General features: G+C 69.8%; 17 protein-coding genes. 9 read left to right on the forward strand and 8 right to left on the reverse strand.

All coding sequences use genetic code 11. The features are described 5' to 3' along the window. Nucleotides 1–49 precede the first annotated feature (49 nt). Complete coding sequence (gene pruA, locus F4553_RS17815; RefSeq protein WP_184837463.1) at nucleotides 50–1,678, reverse strand: L-glutamate gamma-semialdehyde dehydrogenase; 1,629 nt, start codon at nucleotides 1,676–1,678, stop codon at nucleotides 50–52. Between the two features lie 148 nt (nucleotides 1,679–1,826). On the opposite strand from pruA, the gene F4553_RS17820 reads away from it, so the two are divergent. Beyond that, nucleotides 1,827–2,735, forward strand: coding sequence for a hypothetical protein (locus tag F4553_RS17820; RefSeq protein WP_184837465.1), 909 nt, complete (start codon nucleotides 1,827–1,829; stop codon nucleotides 2,733–2,735). Between the two features lie 10 nt (nucleotides 2,736–2,745). Here F4553_RS17820 and F4553_RS17825 read toward each other — a convergent pair whose 3' ends face one another. Next, entirely contained in the window at nucleotides 2,746–3,261 is a 516-nt protein-coding gene (locus tag F4553_RS17825) for a DUF6912 family protein (RefSeq protein WP_184837467.1), read from the reverse strand. 112 nt (nucleotides 3,262–3,373) lie between these two features. Between F4553_RS17825 and F4553_RS17830 the strand changes: the two genes are divergently transcribed. Together F4553_RS17830 and F4553_RS17835 are read left to right on the forward strand one after the other, a co-directional pair. Next, entirely contained in the window at nucleotides 3,374–3,598 is a 225-nt protein-coding gene (locus F4553_RS17830) for a helix-turn-helix domain-containing protein (protein ID WP_184837469.1), read from the forward strand. Between the two features lie 67 nt (nucleotides 3,599–3,665). After that, a complete protein-coding gene (locus F4553_RS17835) occupies nucleotides 3,666–4,157 on the forward strand; it encodes an Rv3235 family protein (protein WP_184837471.1) in 492 nt (163 codons plus the stop codon). A 1,136-nt stretch (nucleotides 4,158–5,293) separates the two neighbouring features. Here F4553_RS17835 and secA read toward each other — a convergent pair. Continuing rightward, nucleotides 5,294–8,131, reverse strand: coding sequence for a preprotein translocase subunit SecA (gene secA / locus F4553_RS17840; RefSeq protein ID WP_184837473.1), 2,838 nt, complete (start codon nucleotides 8,129–8,131; stop codon nucleotides 5,294–5,296). Between the two features lie 168 nt (nucleotides 8,132–8,299). Between secA and F4553_RS17845 the strand changes: the two genes are divergently transcribed. Both F4553_RS17845 and F4553_RS17850 read left to right on the forward strand, forming a co-directional pair. Next, a complete protein-coding gene (locus tag F4553_RS17845; protein ID WP_184837475.1) occupies nucleotides 8,300–8,869 on the forward strand; it encodes a GNAT family N-acetyltransferase in 570 nt (189 codons plus the stop codon). Next, nucleotides 8,866–9,978 (forward strand): GNAT family N-acetyltransferase, encoded by a 1,113-nt coding sequence (locus F4553_RS17850; protein WP_184837477.1) that lies wholly within the window; start codon nucleotides 8,866–8,868, stop codon nucleotides 9,976–9,978. Before F4553_RS17845 ends, F4553_RS17850 begins: the two co-directional genes overlap by 4 nt. Before the next feature lie 138 nt (nucleotides 9,979–10,116). On the opposite strand, the gene hpf is transcribed toward F4553_RS17850, so the two are convergent. The 5 genes from hpf to mtrA all read right to left on the reverse strand — a co-directional run bounded on the left by hpf (nucleotide 10,117) and on the right by mtrA (nucleotide 16,105). Beyond that, the gene (hpf, locus tag F4553_RS17855) at nucleotides 10,117–10,725 is read right to left on the reverse strand and encodes a ribosome hibernation-promoting factor, HPF/YfiA family (protein ID WP_184837479.1); all 609 of its coding nucleotides are present in this window, start codon (nucleotides 10,723–10,725) and stop codon (nucleotides 10,117–10,119) included. Between the two features lie 210 nt (nucleotides 10,726–10,935). Next, nucleotides 10,936–11,652 carry a ComF family protein gene (locus F4553_RS17860; RefSeq protein WP_184837480.1) on the reverse strand — a complete coding sequence of 239 codons (717 nt, stop codon included), beginning with the start codon at nucleotides 11,650–11,652 and terminating at the stop codon, nucleotides 10,936–10,938. A 6-nt stretch (nucleotides 11,653–11,658) separates the two neighbouring features. After that, on the reverse strand, nucleotides 11,659–13,557 hold the full coding sequence (locus F4553_RS17865) for an LpqB family beta-propeller domain-containing protein (protein WP_184837482.1): 1,899 nt from the start codon (nucleotides 13,555–13,557) through the stop codon (nucleotides 11,659–11,661). Continuing rightward, nucleotides 13,554–15,401 carry an MtrAB system histidine kinase MtrB gene (gene mtrB / locus F4553_RS17870; protein ID WP_184837484.1) on the reverse strand — a complete coding sequence of 616 codons (1,848 nt, stop codon included), beginning with the start codon at nucleotides 15,399–15,401 and terminating at the stop codon, nucleotides 13,554–13,556. Before mtrB ends, F4553_RS17865 begins: the two co-directional genes overlap by 4 nt. Nucleotides 15,402–15,415: 14 nt before the next feature. Then, nucleotides 15,416–16,105 (reverse strand): MtrAB system response regulator MtrA, encoded by a 690-nt coding sequence (gene mtrA / locus F4553_RS17875; protein WP_184837486.1) that lies wholly within the window; start codon nucleotides 16,103–16,105, stop codon nucleotides 15,416–15,418. Nucleotides 16,106–16,302: 197 nt separating this feature from the next. Between mtrA and F4553_RS17880 the strand changes: the two genes are divergently transcribed. The 4 genes from F4553_RS17880 to F4553_RS17895 are packed head-to-tail and all read left to right on the forward strand — an operon-like array spanning nucleotide 16,303 to nucleotide 20,127. Beyond that, nucleotides 16,303–17,133, forward strand: a complete 831-nt coding sequence (locus tag F4553_RS17880) for a hypothetical protein (protein WP_184837488.1) — start codon at nucleotides 16,303–16,305, stop codon at nucleotides 17,131–17,133. Further along, nucleotides 17,130–17,813: a DUF4129 domain-containing protein gene (locus F4553_RS17885; protein WP_184837490.1), complete on the forward strand. Its 684-nt coding sequence runs from the start codon at nucleotides 17,130–17,132 to the stop codon at nucleotides 17,811–17,813. The genes F4553_RS17880 and F4553_RS17885 overlap by 4 nt, the downstream gene beginning before the upstream one ends. 23 nt (nucleotides 17,814–17,836) lie before the next feature. Further along, nucleotides 17,837–19,138 carry a DUF4350 domain-containing protein gene (locus F4553_RS17890; RefSeq protein WP_184837492.1) on the forward strand — a complete coding sequence of 434 codons (1,302 nt, stop codon included), beginning with the start codon at nucleotides 17,837–17,839 and terminating at the stop codon, nucleotides 19,136–19,138. Then, nucleotides 19,135–20,127, forward strand: coding sequence for an AAA family ATPase (locus F4553_RS17895; protein WP_312875251.1), 993 nt, complete (start codon nucleotides 19,135–19,137; stop codon nucleotides 20,125–20,127). The genes F4553_RS17890 and F4553_RS17895 overlap by 4 nt, the downstream gene beginning before the upstream one ends. The last annotated feature ends 5 nt before the right edge of the window (nucleotides 20,128–20,132 follow it).

The raw sequence follows: 20,132 nt of genomic DNA on the forward strand, positions 1-20,132 counted from the left end.
ACGGGTTTTAGGACCAACTCTTGAAGAGTTGCGGCGATCTTGTCACTGACTAGCGCATGTGGGGGTACGTGTGGTCGGTCGGCGGGACGAAGGTCTCCTTGATCGTCCGCGGCGACATCCAGCGCACCAGGTTCTGCCAGGAGCCGGCCTTGTCGTTCGTGCCCGACGCCCGAGCGCCGCCGAAGGGCTGCTGGCCGACGACGGCACCGGTCGGCTTGTCGTTGATGTAGAAGTTGCCCGCCGCGAAGCGCAGCGTCCGCGAGAGCTGCTCGATGACCCGCCGGTCCTGGGCGAAGATCGCGCCCGTCAGCGCGTAGGGCGCCACGTTCTCCGCCTGCGCCACCACCTCGTCGAACCTGTCGTCGTCATAGACGAAGACCGAGAGGATCGGGCCGAAATACTCCGTGGTGAAGACCTCGTGGGTCGGGTCGTCGCAGACGATCACCGTCGGCCGGACGAAGTAGCCCTCGCTGTCGTCGCAGGTCCCGCCCGCGATCACGGTGCACGCCGGGTCCTTCGCCGCCATCTCCAGCGCCGCGCGGTGCTTCTCGAACGCTCGCGCGTCGATCACGGCGCCGCCGAAGTTGGTGAAGTCGGTCACATCGCCGTAGGTGAGCGAGTCGGCGGTCGCGGCGAGCTTGTCCCGCACGCCGGAATCCCAGAGCGAACGCGGCACGTACGCCCGGGAAGCCGCCGAGCACTTCTGCCCCTGGAACTCGAAAGCACCCCGGACCATGGCGGTCACCAGGGCATCGGCGTGGGCACTCGGGTGCGCCACGATGAAGTCCTTGCCGCCCGTCTCCCCCACGAGCCGCGGGTAGGAACGGTACTTGTCGATGTTGGCACCGACCGTGCGCCACAGGTGGTGGAAGACCCGGGTCGACCCGGTGAAGTGGATGCCCGCGAGATCGGGATCGGCGAGTGCCACGTCCGAGACCGCGATGCCGTCGCCCGTCACCATGTTGATGACGCCGGGCGGCAGGCCCGCCTCCTCGAACAGGCGCATGATGAAGTGCGCCGAGAACTGCTGCGTCGTGGCCGGCTTCCAGACGATCGTGTTGCCCATCAGGGCCGGGGTCGACGGCAGGTTGCCCGCGATCGCCGTGAAGTTGAACGGCGTCACCGCGTAGACGAACCCCTCCAGCGGCCGGTGGTCGATCCGGTTCCAGATGCCCGGCGACGAGATCGGCTGCTCCGCCAGGAGCTTGCGGCCGAAGGCCACGTTGAAGCGCAGGAAGTCGATCAGCTCACAGGCCGCGTCGATCTCCGCCTGGTACGCCGTCTTCGACTGGCCCAGCATCGTCGCGCCGTTGAGCGTGTCCCGCCACGGCCCGGCGAGCAGCTCCGCCGCCTTGAGGAAGATCGCCGCCCGATCCTCGAAGGAAAGCTCGCGCCACATCGGAGCCGCCGCCTTCGCGGCCGTTACCGCCGCCACGGCATCGGCGTTAGTGGCATTGTGGGTGACTCCGAGCACATGTGCGTGCCGGTGCGGCTGGACGACGTTGATCGCCTCGCCGCCACCCGGGCGCCGCTGCCCGTCGATCGTCATCGTCAGGTCGAGCCGCTCCGATGCGAGCTCACCCAGGCGACGCGAAAGACCGGCCCGCTCCGGGCTTCCCGGCGCGTAGTCGCGGACCGGCTCATTGCGCGGATCAGGCGTGACGAAGACAGCATCCATCGAAAACTCCCAGAGGTTGACGGCATTGGCAGGGCCTCGACCTCATCCTCCCACGCACCCCCTCGCCCTGCGCTCGGTCCTGGCCAGCCAGGTGATCGCGGACATACACGTAACATCCCTGTTGCCCCCTCATCAAGGAGTCCCCGTCATGTCTAAGCCCGGCATCGTCGCGCCCGCTCAGGTAGCCATCGACCGGCACATGGACACCCCCGAACCGGCCGCACCGGCCCGAGGCGGATTCTGGCTCGCCTTCGCCGCGATCGCCTGGCTCGCGGTGACCCTCTGGTCCACCCGGGCCGGCCTCGCCGACGACGCCGACGAATCGGTGGCGCTCAACGAGGCGGCGCTGCGCCTGCCCAGCGTGGTCCAGGCCAGCCTGCTCGCCGGTGCCGCAGTCGGCTACGCCATCGCCGGGCGGCTCTCCACCACGTCCCGGCGTGCGGTCGGCGGCCTCATCGTCGGGCTGCTCATCGGGGTCCTCGCGAGCGGCGCCGTGCTCCTCGCCCACGGCATGCCCGCCCGGGCCGCCGGGGTGGCCGCCGTCTGCGTCGGCCTCGGCGGTGCCGTCGGTGGTGCGCTCGGTTCGCTGCGCCCCACCGAGCTCATCGGTGCCGCGCTGCCGGCCGCGATCGCCGTCACCGGCGTCGACTTCGTCCTCAACCTGCTGCGGTCGTCCATCATCGGGATCTTCGGCGACGCCACGACCCAGGCCGAGATCGTCAGCCGGGACGGGCTCTTCCTCGGCTCCAAAGCGCTGCTCGTCGGGCTCGTCGCCGGCACCATCGCCTACGCACTGCTGCGCCGGACGTCGGTGAAGTGGCCGGTCTACGTCGCCGCTGGCGGTGGTGCCGGAATCATCATCGGCCTCTCCGAGCTGCTCACGCGTACGGTAGGGGCGCAGATCTTCTCGCTCGCCAGTGACGTCTCGGACGCCGATCGCACCGTGCAGGCATGGGTCGGCGGCGCCCGGCTCAACCACGCGCTCGTCGTGCTCTTCGTCGGGGCGCTGCTCGCGATGATCCTGCACGGGCGGACGCTGGGAAAGGGTCGCGCCTGATCGCGCGCTCCTACGTGGTGCCGAGGACGTCGTCGATCTCGGTGGGGGCGAACCAGAGCAGCTCCATGTCCTCGGCACCGTCGACCGTGAACTGGGCATCCGGGTCACCGGCCGCCGCCTCCTCGACCACGTCGGAGGCGGCAGCCACCACGGTCTCGGCGTCGTCCTCGTCCACGTGCAGCGCCGCTATGGTCCGTAGCTCGATCGGGGCGGTGAGGCGGACTGTGCTCGTACCCAACTCCTGGTCCGTCGACTTGACCGAGGACGACGGGACGTCGGCCGAGACCACGACGCGGCGGCGAGGTGCCGACGGATCGGCGCGCAGCAGGCGCAGGGCGTCCTGCGCGGCGCGGGTGAAGGCCACGTATTCGAGCTCCTCCTCGTCACCCTCCACATACCACTCCCGCAGTGCCGGTGTGACCGCGTGCGCGGTCACCGGCGCGGGTCCGAACTCCCCGGCCGCACGCGCCGCCGCCAGGGACGGCAACGTCGCGGGCAGGTAGACCCGCACCAAGCTCTCGGACACGATCGCTCCCCTCTACTTCGCTACTCAGTACATCACTTCGGCTCTCGGAGTGTTTGCGTGCGACGGTTCGCATGGCAAACTGAGGCAAACATAGCCTGACGAAAGATAAACGATGGAGCAGAGCCGCTTCCTAGAGCTCAACGATGTCGCCGCCGAGTTGAACATCTCGTTCGCGCAGGTCTATGCCCTGGTGCGGCGCGGCGACCTGCCCGCCATCAAGATCGGTGGGCGGGGGCAGTGGCGGGTCGAGCGGGTCAAGCTCGAGGAGTTCATCGCCAGGCTCTACACCGAGACGGCCGACTTCATCCGCGAAAATCCGTTCCTCGGGGACTCTTGACAGGCGCAGCCACGGTGACGACAGTCTATCCATAGGCAAACGTAGGCAAACGGAAGCTGAGCACACGATGACCGCACCGATCCGACTCCGGCCGGCACCGTCGCACGAGCCGCCCTATGTCGACGAGCCCGAAGACACCCGTCGACCCGCGCCCGCGGTGGTCGAGGAAGCGGCCCCGGAACCCCTGCTCCTCGCTCTCGCCGACGCGAGCCCGGAGTGCCACCAGGCCGCCCGGCGCTTCGTCATGCTCTGCATCGAGATCTGCCACGGCTTCCGGCCGCCAGCGCAGGTCTCGAAGATCTCCCGGCCACGGGAGGCACAGGACATCGTCGACGAGATCGCGCGGATGGCCCGCGAGGTGACGCGGCGGAAGCCGAGCGGGATGACCCGGCTCGACGCGATCAAACCGCGCCGGATTCGGGTCTGTGAGCCACGACCCGGGGTCAGCGAGGCCGCGGTGGTCCTGGCGGTGCACGGCAGCATTCTGGCGCTGGCGTTCCGCCTGGAGCGCCAGGGGGCTACCGGGCCTTGGCTCTGCACGGCTGCGGTAATGCTGTGACCGCTCTCCCGGCGCTCTCTCTGGCATGGGCCGCGGGCAAGATCGCGTTACTTCCCGGAAATTGGCCCCTCCTGGCGTCATGATTCGCGCAGTTTCCGACTTTCAACACGATCACGCGTGGATTGCCACGCCGGTGGCTTCCACGGGTGCGGCGAGCGCTGGGGCTTGGCAGCGTGGGGTGGACGGCGAGATCGCGCTGGTTCCGGGAAACCTGCCCTTCCCAGCGTCATGATTCGCGTTATTTCCGGGTTCCCACGCGATCATGCACCCCGTCGCCCCAGCTACGACGCCCTAGCGCAACTGCAGCAGGGTGCCGCAGTCGGCGCGACATGATCGCGCTATTTCCGGGAATCAGCGCGATCGACGGGCATGATCACGCTATTTCCCGGAAATTGGCCCCTCCTGGCGTCATGATTCGCGCAGTTTCCGACTTTTAACGCGATCATGCGCCCCACGCCGCACCAGCACCCAGCACCCAGCACTGCAGCACGCGGCCTCGCAGCACGCGGCCTCGCAGCACGCGGCCTCGCAGCACGCGGCCTCGCAGCACGCGGCCTCGCAGCACGCGGCCTCGCAGCACGCGGCCTCGCAGCACGCGGCCTCGCAGCACGCGGCCTCGCAGCACGCGGCCTCGCAGCACGCGGCCTCGCAGCACGCGGCCTCGCAGCACGCGGCCTCGCAGCACGCGGCCTCGCAGCACGCGGCCTCGCAGCACGCGGCCTCGCAGCACGCGGCCTCGCAGCACGCGGCCTCGCAGCACGCGGCCTCGCAGCACGCGGCCTCGCAGCACGCGGCCTCGCAGCACGCGGCCTCGCAGCACGCGGCCTCGCAGCACGCGGCCTCGCAGCACGCGGCCTCGCAGCACGCGGCCTCGCAGCACGCGGCCTCGCAGCACGCGGCCTCGCAGCACGCGGCCTCGCAGCACGCGGCCTCGCAGCACGCGGCCTCGCAGCACGCGGCCTCGCAGCACGCGGCCTCGCAGCACGCGGCCTCGCAGCACGCGGCCTCGCAGCACGCGGCCTCGCAGCGTGCGGCCTCGCAGCGTGCGGCGTCGCGGCGGCGCGGCACGTGCGTATGCGGAAGCCCAGCCCCGCCCGTGGGCGAGCGGAGCCGGGCTTCGGCAGTGCTATGCGGAGTTAGGCGGTCGCTCCGTGGCAGCGCTTGTACTTCTTGCCCGAGCCACAGGGGCACGGTGCGTTCCGCGACGCGGGCTCGGAGACGGCGCCGGTGTTGGCCGTCCGCACGCCCCCGCCACGCGGGGACGGCTTGCGACCCTGCGACTGCGCGGTGCCCAGGCCCAGTGCCGGGGCCTGCTCGATCTTGGCCCCGCCCTGCTCGGACGGGGACGTGTACTGCAGGCCGCTGCGGGGCTGCGACTGCGCACCGAGGCCCTTGGCTCGGATCTCCACCCCGGAGTCCGAGTTGGGCAGCGCGACTCCGGCGACGGGTGCGGGTGCCGGTGCCTCTTCGACCTGGACCTCCAGGTTGAACAGGAAGCCGACCGCCTCCTCCTTGATGCCGTCCATCATCTGGGCGAACATGTCGAAGCCTTCGCGCTGGTACTCCACGAGCGGGTCGCGCTGGGCGTATGCCCGCAGGCCGACGCCTTCCTGCAGGTAGTCCATCTCGTAGAGGTGCTCGCGCCACTTGCGGTCGATGACCGCGAGCAGCACCTGACGCTCGAGCTCACGAACCGCCTCGGCGCCGAGGGTCTCTTCACGCTTGTCGTACGCCGCGTTGATGTCCTCGGTCAGCTTGGCGAGGAGGAGGTCGGCGTCGAGGTTGCCCTTCTCGCCACCCACCTCCTCGATCAGCTCGTCGACGGTGATGCCGACCGGGTAGAGCTGCTTGAGGCTGGTCCAGAGCTGGTCGAGGTCCCAGTCATCGCCGTAGCCGTCGGCGGTCGCGCCCAGGACGTAGGCCTTGACCGTGTCGTCGAGCATGTGCCGGACCTGGTCGTTGAGGTCTTCACCGGCGAGGACGCGGCGGCGCTCGGCGTAGACGACCTGGCGCTGCTTGTTCATGACCTCGTCGTACTTGAGGACGTTCTTGCGGATCTCGGCGTTCTGGCCCTCGATCTGCGTCTGCGCGCCCTTGATCTGGCGGCTGACCATCTTCGACTCGATCGGCACGTCGTCGGGGAGGCCCATCCGCTCCATGACCGCCTCGACGGCACCGGTCCGGAAGCGGCGCATCAGCTCGTCCTGGAGGGAGAGGTAGAAGCGCGACTCACCGGGGTCGCCCTGACGGCCGGCTCGACCACGGAGCTGGTTGTCGATGCGGCGGGACTCGTGCCGCTCGGTGCCGAGGACGTAGAGACCGCCGGCTGCCGTGACCACCTCGGCCTCGGCCGCGCAGGCTGCCTCGATCTCAGGCAGCGCGTCCTCCACGATCTTGTGGAAGTCCTCGCCGTGCTCCTCCTCGGTGTATCCGAGCTGGCGCGCCTTGGCGGCGGCCATGAACTCGGGGTTGCCGCCGAGCAGGATGTCGGTGCCTCGACCCGCCATGTTGGTCGCGACGGTGACGCCGCCCTTGCGACCGGCCTGGGCGATGATCTCGGCCTCACGCGCGTGGAACTTGGCGTTGAGGACGTTGTGCGGGATGCCCCGCATCTTGAGCATCTTGGACAGGACCTCGGAGTTCTCCACCGAGACCGTGCCGACGAGCACCGGCTGGCCGGTGGCGTGGCGCTCGGCGATGTCCTCGACGACGGCGGAGAACTTGGCCTTCTCCGTCTTGTAGATCACGTCGGCCTGGTCCTTGCGGACCATGGCGCGGTGCGTCGGGATGCTGACGACGCCGACACCGTAGACCTTGTTGAACTCGGCCGCCTCGGTCTGCGCCGTACCGGTCATGCCGGAGAGCTTCTCGTAGAGGCGGAAGTAGTTCTGCAGGGTGACCGTGGCGAGGGTCTGGTTCTCCTGCTTGATCTCCACGCCCTCCTTGGCCTCGATCGCCTGGTGCATGCCCTCGTTGTAGCGACGGCCGTGCAGGATGCGACCGGTGAACTCGTCGACGATCAGCACCTCGCCGTCGGAGACGATGTAGTCCTTGTCGAGCTTGTAGAGCTCCTTGGCCTTGATGGCGTTGTTGAGGTAGCCGACGAGCGGCGTGTTGACCGACTCGTAGAGGTTGTCGATGCCGAGCCGGTCCTCGACCCGGCTGACGCCGCGCTCGGTGACCGAGACGGTGCGCTTGGACTCGTCGACCTCGTAGTCGCCCTCGCCGTCCTTGCCCCGCTCCAGCCTGGCGATGATCTTCGCGAACTCCGAATACCACCGCGCCGACTGCTCGGCCGGGCCGGAGATGATCAGCGGGGTGCGGGCCTCGTCGATGAGGATCGAGTCGACCTCGTCGACGATCGCGAAGCCGTGGCCACGCTGGACCATCTCGTCCTGCGACCACGCCATGTTGTCGCGCAGGTAGTCGAAGCCGAACTCGTTGTTGGTGCCGTAGGTGATGTCGCACGCGTACGCCGCGCGGTGCTCGGATGCGGGCCGGTTCGGCAGCACGACGCCGACGGTGAGCCCGAGGAAGCGGTGAACCCGCCCCATCCACTCGGAGTCACGCTGGGCGAGGTAGTCGTTGACGGTGATGACATGCACACCGTTGCCCGACAGGGCGTTGAGGTAGGCCGGCAGGGTCGAGACGAGGGTCTTGCCCTCACCGGTCTTCATCTCGGCGATGTTGCCGAAGTGCAGCGCGGCGCCGCCCATGATCTGGACGTCGTAGTGACGCTTGTGCAGCACGCGCTTGGCCGCCTCGCGGACCGTGGCGAAAGCCTCGGGCAGCAGGTCGTCGAGCGTCTCACCGTCGGCGAGGCGCTCACGGTACTGATCGGTCAGCGCGCGCAGCTCCGCGTCCGTCAAGTCGGTGTAGTTCTCCTCGATCGAGCCGACGGCAGCCGCGATCGCCGATAGACGGCGCAACATACGACCTTCGCCAGCGCGGAGGATCTTCTCAAAAATAGACACGGGTCAGCGCTCCCCTAAACACCAGATCTGCCGACCCATCCTAGGCGGAGTTCGGCGTATCACCCACCCCAGGCCGGAACCGCTCGACCAAAACGAGATTAATCACCTAAATAACCCACAGTGAAATGGGGTTGTCCGAGCCCAGGCAAGGTGTGAAAGGATCCCTTCATGAAACCCTTCGACGCGCCTCAGCCCACGCTGACCGCTCAGACGCCGGGTGGAGAGAAGGTCACGCTGCGCGTGCCGGCCCTCCGCGACGCGGCCGCGCTTGTCGTGGCTTGCTCTGATCCCGAGTCCCTTCGGTGGACCACCATCAAGCCCGGCTACGACCATGAGCGGGCGCTGGGGTTCATCAATGACTACGCCCCCGGCTGGTGGCAGCGCGAGCAGGGCGGATGCTGGGTGATCGCGGACGCCGAGGATGCCTACGCGGGCCAGATCGACCTGCGGTTCCTCGACGGGCACCCGGGCGTCGCCGACATCGGCTTCCTCACCGCCCCGCACGCCCGGGGCCGCGGCTACATGACCGCCGCGCTGCGGACCGTCGCCGAGTTCGGCATCACGGAGCTGGGCCTGAAGCGGGTCGAGTGGAAGGCGAACGTCGGAAACATCGGCAGCAGGCTCGTCGCCGAGCGGGCGGGTTTCACGTTCGAGGGCACCCTGCGCAACGCGCTCGTCCACCACGGCGAGCACATCGACACCTGGATCGCCTCCCTCATCCCTGGAGACCTGTCATGACCGACCTTCCCGAGATCATCAAGGGTGACGGCGTCGTCCTGCGCGCTCCCCGCCCGACCGACGCACCCGACGTGGCGCGCGCCCTCGGCGACGAGGAGACCTCGCGCTATCTGGCGAGCGTGCCGCACCCGGTGACGCTGGAGTGGGCCGAGGGCTGGGTTGGCGCGAGCAGCCTCGCGATCTGGGAGCACGGCGTGACCCGCTACGTGGTGACCGATCCGGCATCGGGCGAGCTGCTCGGCGGCGTCGGCCTCCGGCGGGTCCAGCACGACCGGCTGCAGGCCGAGACGGGCTACTGGACCGCACCGTGGGCTCGCGGCCGGGGCGTCGCCACCGCCGCGACGACGGCGCTCGCCGGTGCCGCCTTCGAGGCCGGCTTCGCCCGGCTCGAGGCGCTGGCCGAGTGGTCCAACATCTCGTCGCAGCGCGTCGCGCTCGCCGCGGGTTTCAAGCGCGAGGGGGTACGCCGTGGAGCCGGCACGGCACCCGACGGCTCCCGTTACGACCTGATCGCCTTCGCGAGGCTGCGCAACGATCCGGCCGGGCCGATCCGCCGCGTCATCCCGGACCTCCCCGGCGGCTTCCTCACCGACGGCGTCATCAAGATCCGCCCGCTCTACACCGCCGACGCCGACCACATGTACGACCTGCACACCCTCCCCGAGGTTCTGGAGACGAGCGTGGGAGCGGTCACCACCCGCGAGGAGTTCAAGCAGCGCGCCGAGCGCTCCTTCCCCATGTGGCTGGCGGGCGAGCGCGCCGACATGCTCATCTTCGACGCCGTCACGGGCGACTTCGCCGGCGACATCGGCTTCTGGTACGGCGAGCCCATGACCGGCCAGGGCATGATCGGTTACGCCCTCATGCCGGCCCACCGCGGCAGGGGCTTCGCCACCAGAGCCGCCAACCTCGTGGCGACCTGGCTCTTCGAAACCGTGGGCGTGGAGCGCCTCATCGCCGGCACCGAACCCAACAACACCAACTCCCAGAAGGTCCTCGAGAGAGCCGGCTTCACCAGGGAGGCCTTCCTGAAGAGCCGCCTCCCCGGCAACAACGACGGCGAAAGAATAGACGACATCCAATTCGTCCGCTTCCCCGGCGACAAGTAGGAGAACCCAACGGTCCATTCCAGCCGTCAAGCTGCAGCAACCCCAGCCGCTGGAGCCCAACGGCAATTTTGGGGCCGGGTGACTCACGTCGGGATCAAGCCTGACCGCCCAGAGTGAGTCACCCGGCCCCAAAATTACTCACACAGCAAGCACAAGAAGCCCGTAGTCATAAGCCTTACGCCGATAGACGACGCTAGGCCGACCACTCTCCTTGTCATGGAACAAGAAGAAATCGTGCCCCACCAACTCCATCTGATAGAGCGCGTCGTCCACCGACATCGGCTCCCCGGAGAACTCCTTCTCCCGGACCACATGCCACGGTTCGTCGTCGGAGACATCCTCGGAGAACCCGTTGGACGCGGACACGCCGTTCAGCGACGGCGGCTCGAAGAGTGGCAGGCCCGCCGTGGCTTCGGCGACCGAGACCGGTGACCGGCGTCCCCGGTGGACGCGGCGGCGGTCGGCTGCACGGCGCAGGCGCTGCTCAAGCTTGGCCGACGCGACGTCGAGGGCGCTGTAGAAGTCGCCGGCGACGGCCTCGGCCCGGACGGCCGGACCCTTACTTACGCAGCTGAGCTCGACGTGTTGGCACCGCTCAGCTTGGCGAGGATTCCGCTCGTGGAATAGTTCGACATCAATTCGCTGGATCTTCTGGTCATAACGTTCCACCTTGGAGAGCTTGTCCGCGACGTGCACGCGGTAGTGCTCAGGTACCTCGACATTACGACCTTTGACGACGATCTCCACGCCTGACCTCCCACGGTCTATCTGTGGTGTATAGCCCCGGCGTTTTCCGCTCGGGGCGCGAAGTCCCCGGTCCCCCTTCCAGTGTGACCCTCGCGGGTCCTGAAGTGGTCTGGACTCTGACGCTAGCCCCTCAACGCCTGTTCGTCATCCTCTGTGCCAAGACCGTTTTACTGGGATTCGCCCGTTCGACACACAGCTCCAGTATCCGGACTAAACCGAAGGAAATTCGCCCTGACCTGGTGATCTTCGAACGGTGGCGGCGAGCGTCGCGCATGCGTTGGGGCGTACCCCCGCTGCCTGTAAATGTTCTGTGACAGCGGCGAGGGTCACGCCTGTCGTGACCACGTCGTCGAGGATGACCACCGCGCGCCCGGCGGCCTTGCGACGCAGCGATTCGACCCGCCCCCGGCGTGTCGCGAAGGCGTGGGCCGCCGCGGCGGCACGCTCCGCCGCGTTGAGATGCGCGGAGTCGGCCTTGGGCCGGGCGATCAAGGGGTAGGCGACCTCGGCCGGGTGACCGGCCGTGCTGAGCGTCCGGGCGGCCTGCCGGGCGAGCCTCGCCATGTGATCGCCGTGCCGTTCGCGCGCCGCCTTCGCCGTGTCCGGCACCGGGACGAGCAGCACCGGCGTGTCGGCGACCGCGAGCACCACTCCGGCGAGCAGCGTGCCGAGCGGCCGGGCGAGGCCGTGCCGACCGCGGTCCTTGTAGGAAAGCACGAGTTCCCGCAGCTCACCGCCGTAGGGCCCGAGTGCGGCGCACGGCGGCAGGCCCGGCGGAGCGGGCGTGGGGCGCACCGCGTGCGGGGTCAGCGCACCGATCGCGGCGGCACAGGCGGCGCAGACTCCCCGGCGGCGCGGCGTGCCCTGGGCACCGCAGCCCGCGCAACCCGTCGGCAGGACCAGGTCGGCGAGGGCGGCGAGCACCATCCCGGGTCAGCTCGTGAAGAAGGGGCTCGACACGATCGGTGCCTTCGGGGTCGCGCTCGTGCTCGCGCTCGGCGAGCCGCTGGGGGCGACCTGCGGCAGCTGGCCCTTGAAGGACAGCTGCTCATTGGGGGTGATCCGGAATGAGCCCTTGACCGTGCTGTAGACGGCGACCAGCGATAGCGGGTCGGTCGGCGAGATCGGGGAGGCCGAGAGGGAGAGCACCCGGATGCCGGACGGGCCCACTTCTTCGAGGATCATCCGGAAGTCCCCGCCGAAGACGTTGCACTCGCCGATATAGGGCCGGCCGAGATCTCCGGTCCAGCCGAGGATCAGGCGGTCCTCCGCGCCGAAGGCGACGGCGGTGACATGGGAAGGGCTCTCGAGGGGCAGCTCGAGGGGCAGGTAACGGCCCTCGGACGCGAGTTCGATCGGCTTCTTCATCCCCTGGATCGCCACCATGTAGACGCGGCCGTTGACGAGCAGGGCGAGCCGCCGGCCATCGGGCGCGACCGCGACGGAGGTGATCCTTTTACCGTTGGGCTGACCGGAGACGCTCTCCCCCGCGCCCTGCTTCCCTCCGGCACGCGAAAACTGCATCAGCTCGCCACCGACGACGAGCAGGACGCTCTCACCGCCGAGCCAGACCGGCCGCGAAACGGAGGCACCCGCCGTGAGCGAATACTGCAGCGGATCGGCCTTGGGGTCGCTCTCGGAGCCGATGACGAGGTAGCGCTGCCCCTCGGCGTCGCGCCGGACCGCCGCGACGGTCTGCCCGTCGGCGGTGATCGCCGCAGACTCGATCAGAAGCTTCGGATCGGTCTCCTTGGACTCCTTCGGCGTCAGCACCGACATCAGCGACGAGACCTGGTGCGAGTCGAGGCTCACGAGCTGCGACTCCACGATGGCGAAGAGCCCTCGGTCGGGGGCGTTGGGTGACCGCCACGCCCGATTGTCGGAGAGGTAATCGCGCACCGTGGCCCGCGGCTCGCTCTCGATCTGCAGGGCGACGTCGAGAGCACCCGAGGCGAGCTCGCGGTGCAGCGTCCAGCGGAGCTGCGAACCCACCTTGTTGGTGTCGCGGATCGCGGTGGTGCCGGAGCTCAGGTTGACGATGAGGTTGCCCTCCTTCTGCACGACATTGCCGATCTTGGTGGAGTTCTGCGGGAACCGCAGCACCGCCGGCGCCACCCACGGAGCCGGACCGTCCTCCACCAGGAGCTTCACCATCGCGTCCCGGCGCCGCGCATCGTCGTAGGCGCGGCTGATGTAGCGCAGATCCGGGACGAGAGCGGTGTTCTCGGTGTTCCAGTAGTAGAGGCTGCGCGGTTGGTAGAACTGGCCGAGCGCGGCCTCGCTGAGCAGGATCTCGTCCAGCGGCTCCTCGTCGCCTGCCTCGTCGGTGATGATGTAGAAGCCGCCCACCGACTCGTCCACGGCTGCGGAGACCCGGAGGGTGATCTTCCGGGATCCGGGCCTCGTCGGCGGCGCGAGCATGCCCCCGGGTAACAGAACGCCGATGGGGAGGATGGTTATCTGCTGCGACCACTTGTTACTGGAACTGTCGGGTTTGAGCTCGCCAGCAACCGCACGCACCACGTTGATGCTGTTGTTGCGGGGCGACCAGTCCTTGGCGGCCGGCGCCAGGAAGGCCCGCACCCGCGCGAGCATCGCCTTCTCGTCTTCGATGCCGGCGGGGGCGGCCAGGAAATACTGGATGAGCTGGGCCGCCGACACCGCATCCCGGCGCAGCTTCGGGACGACCGGCAATCCGCCGCCGACCCCGGACCCGCCGGATGGGCCCGGTCCGTCGATGACCACGCCGCCGTCGTTGTCGATGCCGCAGGCCGCGAGGCCCCCGCTCATCCCGGCCAGGACCGCCATCCGCATCAGCTGCCGCCGGTTCACGCGGTCACCGCCTCGGGCTCGGCGTGCTCCGACTCCTCGCGCTGCGCGGGAAGGGCGGGCTGGGGCGCGAGCGGCAGCGGGGCTTCCCTGATCCGGTCACCAGCGCGGACGGGAAGGGTGAGCCGGAACTGGGCGCCCTCGCCGGGCTTGCCCCAGGCCTCCAGCCAGCCGCCGTGCAGCTTGGCGTCCTCGGCCGCGATGGAGAGGCCGAGGCCGGTGCCGCCGGTCTGCCGGGCCCGGGACGGGTCGGCCCGCCAGAACCGGTTGAAGACCAGCTTCTCCTCGCCCGGCTTCAAGCCGACGCCGAGGTCGCGAACCGTGATGGCGACCGCCCCCTCCGAGGCACCGAGGGTCACCACGACGGGGCGGCCCTCACCGTGCTCGACGGCGTTGCCGACGAGGTTGCGCAGCACCCGCTCGACCCGCCGCGGGTCGATCTCGGCGATCACCGGGGGCTCGGGAGTGACGATCTCGACCTGGATCCCGGCGCGGGCGGCGACGGAACCCAACCGGTCGACGACCCGGGCGACGATCGGAACGAGGTCGGTGGGCTCCAGGTCGAGCATGGCGAAGCCCGCATCGAAGCGGCTGATCTCCAGCAGATCGGTGAGGAGGCTCTCGAAGCGGTCCAGCTCGTGCTGGAGCAGCTCGGCGCTTCTGGCGAGGGCGGGATCGAGCTCGTCGCGCTCGCCGTAGATCAGGTCGGCGGCCATCCGGACGGTGGTGAGCGGCGTCCGCAGCTCGTGCGACACGTCCGAGGTGAACCGCCGCTGCAGGCGGGACATCTCCTCCAGCCGCACGATCTGCCGCTGGAGGTTGGCGGCCATCTGGTTGAAGGCCGTGGCGAGCAACGCGAGATCGTCCTCACCGTTCACCTCCATCCGCTGGTCGAGCAGGCCGGCGGAGAGGCGCTGGGCGGTGCGGGCGGCGATCCGAACGGGATTGACGACCAGCCGGATCACGAGCGAGACGACGAGGGTCAGGACCAGCACCAGCAGCACGGCGAAGGCGGCGATCGTGGTGCGGAACGTGTCGGCGATCCGCTCCTGGGTCGTCAGCGGCACCAGGTAGTAGATCTGGACCTTCGCCTCGTCGGGACCCCAGCGGGTCTCGACGCCCCGCCCGAAGACGAGATAGGTGGTGAGCGAGTGATCGTTGTCGTCGGGGGTGATGTCCGCGGAGACGATCTCGTGGGCGAGCTGCCCGGCCGTGACGGCCTCGCGCAGCTCGGTGGAGATCGCGTTGCCGCTGTTGACGTCGACCGCGGCCGTCGACTTGAAGATGCCGGCCATCGGGTCCTGGGCGACCATCATCGCCACGACCACGCCGCCGCCCTGCTCGGGAGTGACCCGGAGCCGGCCGAGGATGTCGTCGACGGTCTGGTTCACCCCTGGATCGCCCCAGCGGCTGTAGTTGTTGAGCTGGTCCTGCGCATAGCCCGCTCCGCTTTCGAGCTGTGCCTTGACGCTGCTGGTGGTGCCCGCGACGAGCGCGGTGGTGGAACGCTCGGCGATGAGGAAGCTGAAGCCGCCGACGAGCACGCCCGAGGTGATCACGGTAATGGTGATCATCCGAATCTGCAGCGAGCGGCGCCAGGAGCGGTGCGCGACGGTGAGCGCCGGCGCGATCCGGCTGCCGAGCGGGCCGGACGCCGCCACCACCCGCTTGACCGCCTGAATCGTGCCCCGCCTGGCGCGGCGGCCCAGCTCGCCGACGGCGACACCGGCTCGCCGCCCCAGGTGGCTCAGCGAGCCGTCGGGAGCGTGCGCATCGACCGGAGGGACAGCCGCCGCAGCGGTCTCGTCGCTCTCCGGTGAGCTGGGGGTGGCGGGGGTCTGGGTCATCAGCGGGACCAAGACTAGCTGGTGCCGGCCTTGTAACCCACCCCTCGAACAGTCAAGATGATCTCTGGACGCTCCGGATCGGGCTCGATCTTGGCGCGGAGGCGCTGCACGTGGACATTGACCAGTCGCGTGTCCGCCGCATGCCGATAACCCCAGACCTGCTCCAGCAGGACCTCGCGGGTGAAAACCTGGCGCGGTTTGCGGGCGAGCGCCACGAGCAGGTCGAACTCCAGCGGCGTGAGCTTCACCTCCTCGCTGTCACGGGTGACCGTGTGCGCAGGCACGTCGATGGTGATCTGGTTGCCGGGCGGGCCGATCGTGAGCAGCTCGGGGGCGGCGTCCTCGCCTCGGCGCAGCCGGGCCCGGACCCGGGCGACCAGCTCCTTGGGCTTGAACGGCTTGACCACATAGTCGTCGGCGCCCGACTCGAGCCCCAGCACGATGTCGACCGTGTCGCTCTTCGCGGTGAGCATGACGATCGGGATGCCGGACTCCGCGCGGATCGCCCGGCAGACGTCGATGCCGCTCATCCCCGGCAGCATCAGGTCGAGCAGCACGATGTCGGGTCGGGCCTCGCGGAACGCGGCGAGGGCGCGCTCACCGTCGGCCACGAAGGCGGGCAGGAATCCCTCGCTGCGCAGCACGATGCCGAGCATCTCTGCCAGCGCGGGATCATCATCGACAACCAGGACCCGGGGTCTCATGCGGTCCAATATTCCACCTCCGCGATGTTCGCGTGCCCCACGGGGTCCCCAGTTTGGCACCGCCCATCGATAAATCAGGGCAATAGCCGCTTGAACGTCCCCTTACCAGCCCTCCGGAGGATCCTCGGGTCCCCGAAGCGTGCGTTCGCATGCCAGGATGGCGCGCGTCCCCCTCGACAGCAGACCCCGGAGTCCACGTGCGCCCCGAGCCGTTGCCGCTGCGTCCACTCACCGTGGGCGAGCTGCTCGACGCCTCGGTCGGCCTCGCCCGCTCCGCAGCGCCGGTGCTGCTGCCCTTCGCGTTCGTCCTCGCCGTCCTGGAGCAGCTCGCGCTGACGCCGCTGCGGCTCGCCTACTTCGGCGACGCCTCACCGCTGCCCGCATTCGAGGACCTCTTCGGCGAGCCGTGGCTCGTCATCGCGATCGGCGCGGGGACCGAGACGCTCATCATCGCGCTGCTCGGCGGCTTCGCCGGTCGGGCGGCGGCCCACGGCACGACCCACCTGCGGCCCTCGGTCGGCTCGCTGATCAGGGGCAGCCGGATGTGGCTGGTCGTGCCGGTCGCCCTTCTCGCGGGTGCGATCACCATGGTGCTGACCCTGGTCGCTCCGGGCTGGCTGATCGGCTATCCGCTGCTGGGGCTCGTGGTGCCCGTACTCGTCATCGACCGGTTGGGGTTGTTCCCCTCGTTCTGGCGGGGCTTCCGCCTCGGCACCAGGCTCGCCGGCCGGGGGGCCTCGATCCGGCTCCTGGGTTACATCGCCTGGTTCACGGCCCGCTTCGGCTTCGGCCTGGGCGTGCTCGCGGCGACCAGCTTCGGGCAGAGCTTCGGTCTGCCGGAGTTCGGCCCGATCGTGGTCGTCGCGGCGTTCACGCTGGTCAACACCATCGCCTACCCCGCGCTCGCCTGCCTCGACGCGGTGCTGCACGTCGAGACCCGGATGCGCACCGAAGGGCTCGACATCGCCCTCGCGCGTGCCACCTCGCAGGGCCGGTTGGAGACGACCTCCCTGGTGGTGAATCGATGACGCGCTGGTGGACCGAGTTCGTCGGCGCCTTCGGTGAGATCTTCCCCCTCGGCTGGGCCGCCGTCATCCTCGTCGCCCTGTCTGTCGTGATCGCCCTGCTCTGGTACTACTACCCCCGCTGGGTGCCGCGCCGCCGCCCGTTCTTCCTGCGCGGCTCGTTCTGGCGGCGCTTCAAACCCCGTCGCCCGCGCTTCCGCCTGCCGCGGCCGCACCTGCCGCGGCTGCGCTGGCCCCGGCTGCGGCTGGCGCTGCTCACCCGCCTGTTCAAGCGGCGCAACCGCAAGTCGGCCGAGAAGGCCAAGGTCACCGAGAAGCAGATGGACGACCTGCTCGCGGCTCCGGAGGAGCTGCCGGAGGTGCCCATCGAGGTCTACGAGTCGCTCGCCGACCGGCTCGCCCGCGAGGGCCGCTTCGCCGAAGCCGTCCGGGAGCGGCTCCGCGCCGCCGTGCGCGACCTCGTCGTCCACGGCGTGGTCGAGAACCGCCCCGGCTGGACGGTGAGCGAGCTGGCCCGGGCCGCTGCGGCCGCGCGCCCCACGATCGACGGCCCGCTGCGGGCCGCGGGTGCCATCTTCAGCACCGTCTGGTACGCCGAAGAGCCCGCCACGCAGAGCCACGACCAGGAGATGCGCACCGTGACCGCCGAGGTACACGAGCACCTGATCGGCGGTGCGCGGTGAAGCGGCGGCGCTGGCTGAGACTGGTGCTCCCGATCACGGCGGCGCTGGTCGCGATCGCGGTCACGGGCGCCTTCCACGCGATCGAGGAGCCCAGCCGGACCGATCCGGCATACCTCTCGCCGAGCGCGGACGATCCGACCGGCGCCGACACCCTGGCGAGCAGGCTGCGCGCCCGGGGCGTGACGATCAGCCGCGAGACGCGAACCTCGGACGCCCTGCTCAAGGCCACCCGGGGCGACGCCACGCTGGTGATCACCACGCCGGGGCTGATGCACTGGCGCTACCTCGGGATGCTCCGCCTGCTGCCGAGCTCGACGAGGGTGGTCCTGGTCGAGCCGAGCGAGCTGGACCTGCGCAACGGTCGCGTACCGATGGAGCTCACCGGTGTCGCCTGGTCGACCGTCGCGACCGCACCGGGCGGCGGCGGCTGCCCCATCGCGGGCACCGCCGACGCCGGTCCGGCCGCCGTGACGCGCTCCCGCTACACCGGCCCGGACGTGGTCACCTGCTATGACCAGGGCCTGGTCCAGGCATTCTCCGGCAACACCGAGGTGATCGCGGTCGGCAGCGCCGACATCTTCCGCAACGACCGGATCGCCGAGCACGACAACGCGACGCTCGCGGTCGGCCTGCTCGCGACGAAGTCGACCGTGATCTGGCTCGACCTGCACGAGGCCGAACCCGGCCCGCTCGTCGACGAGAACGCGCCCAGCAACGGCCCGGTCGTGCCGCCGTCCCTGCGTCCGGGCGACGACGAGCCCGAGGACGATCGCGGCGACGGGCAGGGCGGAAAGCCCACGCCGCAGTCCGGACCGTCGAGGGAGGCGTCCGGGGGCGGTGGCGAGGAGCCGCCGAACATCTGGGACGTGTTCCCGCCGGCCCTCTGGGCGATCCTCGTCGGGCTCCTGCTGATGCTGCTGCTCCTGGCCCTGTGGCGGGCGCGGCGGCTCGGCCGGCCCGTGCACGAGCCGCTGCCGGTCTCCGTCCGCGGCTCGGAGACCCTGCTCGGCCGGGCCAGGCTCTATCAGCGGGCCAAGGCGACCGCGACGAGCCTGGAGACGCTCCGGCAGGTGCTGCGCCCCCGGATCACCGAAGCGCTCGGCCTGCCGCCCCTGACGGATACGGACACGCTCGCCGACGCCGTGGTGGCGCGGATCGGCGGCGACCGGGAGCTGACCGCGGCGGCGCTCGGCGACGACCGGCCCTCCACCGAGCGGGAGATGCTCAAGCTCGCCCGCCTCCTGAGCAGCATCAGCGACGCGGTCCGCGGCGCGGATTCCAGCGCTGACGATCAGAGCAACGACGACCAAGGAGACGACCGGTGACCGAAGTGGTGTCGAGAGACCCGGCGCACGTGATCGAGGCCGAGCAGGCGCGCGCGGCGCTCGGCCGACTGCGCGGCGAGGTCGGCAAGGCCGTCGTCGGGCAGGACGGCACGATCGCCGGACTGGTGATCGCCCTGCTCTGCCGTGGCCACGTGCTGCTGGAGGGGCCGCCCGGTGTCGCGAAGACGCTGCTCGTCCGGGCCTTCTCGGCGTCGCTGTCGCTGAGCATGAAGCGGGTGCAGTTCACGCCCGACCTCATGCCCGGCGACGTGACGGGCTCGCTCATCTACGACCCGAAGAGCGCCAACTTCCTCTTCCGTGAAGGGCCGGTCTTCACCAACCTGCTCCTCGCCGACGAGATCAACCGGACGCCGCCGAAGACCCAGTCGGCGCTGCTGGAGGTCATGGAGGAGCGGCAGGTCTCGGTCGACGGCTCCGCCCGGCCGCTGCCGGACCCGTTCATGGTCGCCGCGACGCAGAACCCGATCGAGCACGAGGGCACCTATCCGCTGCCGGAGGCACAGCTCGACCGCTTCCTGCTGAAGCTGACGGTGCCGCTGCCCACCCGCGACGAGGAGCTCGGCGTCGTACGCAGCCACCACAACGGCTTCGACCCGCGCGATCTCGCCGCGGCCGGGCTGAAGCCGGTCGCCGACGCCGCCGACCTCGCCGCGGCGCGGGCCGCTGTCGGCCGGGTGACGGTCGCCGACGGGGTGATGGCATACGTCGTGGACCTGTGCCGGGCGACCCGGACCATGCCGAGCGTCGAGCTGGGCGCCTCGCCCCGTGGCGCGACGAGCCTGCTCAACACCGCCAAGGCGTGGGCCTGGCTGCACGGCAGGGACTTCGTGACCCCCGACGACGTCAAGATCATGGCGGGGCCGACCCTGCGGCACCGGCTGCGGCTGCGTCCGGAGGCGGAGCTGGAGGGCGTCACCCAGGACGCCGTGCTCGACACCGTTCTCGCGACCGTGCCGACCCCCCGGTGAGCAGC

It is taken from the genome of Allocatelliglobosispora scoriae (assembly GCF_014204945.1).
Lineage (GTDB): Bacteria > Actinomycetota > Actinomycetes > Mycobacteriales > Micromonosporaceae > Allocatelliglobosispora > Allocatelliglobosispora scoriae.

Bases quoted from the DNA above. Each gene is read 5' to 3' on its own strand.
- F4553_RS17850 (WP_184837477.1), top strand. From the start codon at position 8,866: ATGACCGACCTTCCCGAGATCATCAAGGGTGACGGCGTCGTCCTGCGC.
- F4553_RS17820 (WP_184837465.1), top strand. From the start codon at position 1,827: ATGTCTAAGCCCGGCATCGTCGCGCCCGCTCAGGTAGCCATCGACCGG.
- F4553_RS17845 (WP_184837475.1), top strand. From the start codon at position 8,300: ATGAAACCCTTCGACGCGCCTCAGCCCACGCTGACCGCTCAGACGCCG.
- pruA (WP_184837463.1), bottom strand. From the start codon at position 1,678: ATGGATGCTGTCTTCGTCACGCCTGATCCGCGCAATGAGCCGGTCCGC.
- F4553_RS17885 (WP_184837490.1), top strand. From the start codon at position 17,130: ATGACGCGCTGGTGGACCGAGTTCGTCGGCGCCTTCGGTGAGATCTTC.
- mtrB (WP_184837484.1), bottom strand. From the start codon at position 15,401: ATGACCCAGACCCCCGCCACCCCCAGCTCACCGGAGAGCGACGAGACC.
- mtrA (WP_184837486.1), bottom strand. From the start codon at position 16,105: ATGAGACCCCGGGTCCTGGTTGTCGATGATGATCCCGCGCTGGCAGAG.
- F4553_RS17835 (WP_184837471.1), top strand. From the start codon at position 3,666: ATGACCGCACCGATCCGACTCCGGCCGGCACCGTCGCACGAGCCGCCC.
- F4553_RS17830 (WP_184837469.1), top strand. From the start codon at position 3,374: ATGGAGCAGAGCCGCTTCCTAGAGCTCAACGATGTCGCCGCCGAGTTG.
- F4553_RS17860 (WP_184837480.1), bottom strand. From the start codon at position 11,652: ATGGTGCTCGCCGCCCTCGCCGACCTGGTCCTGCCGACGGGTTGCGCG.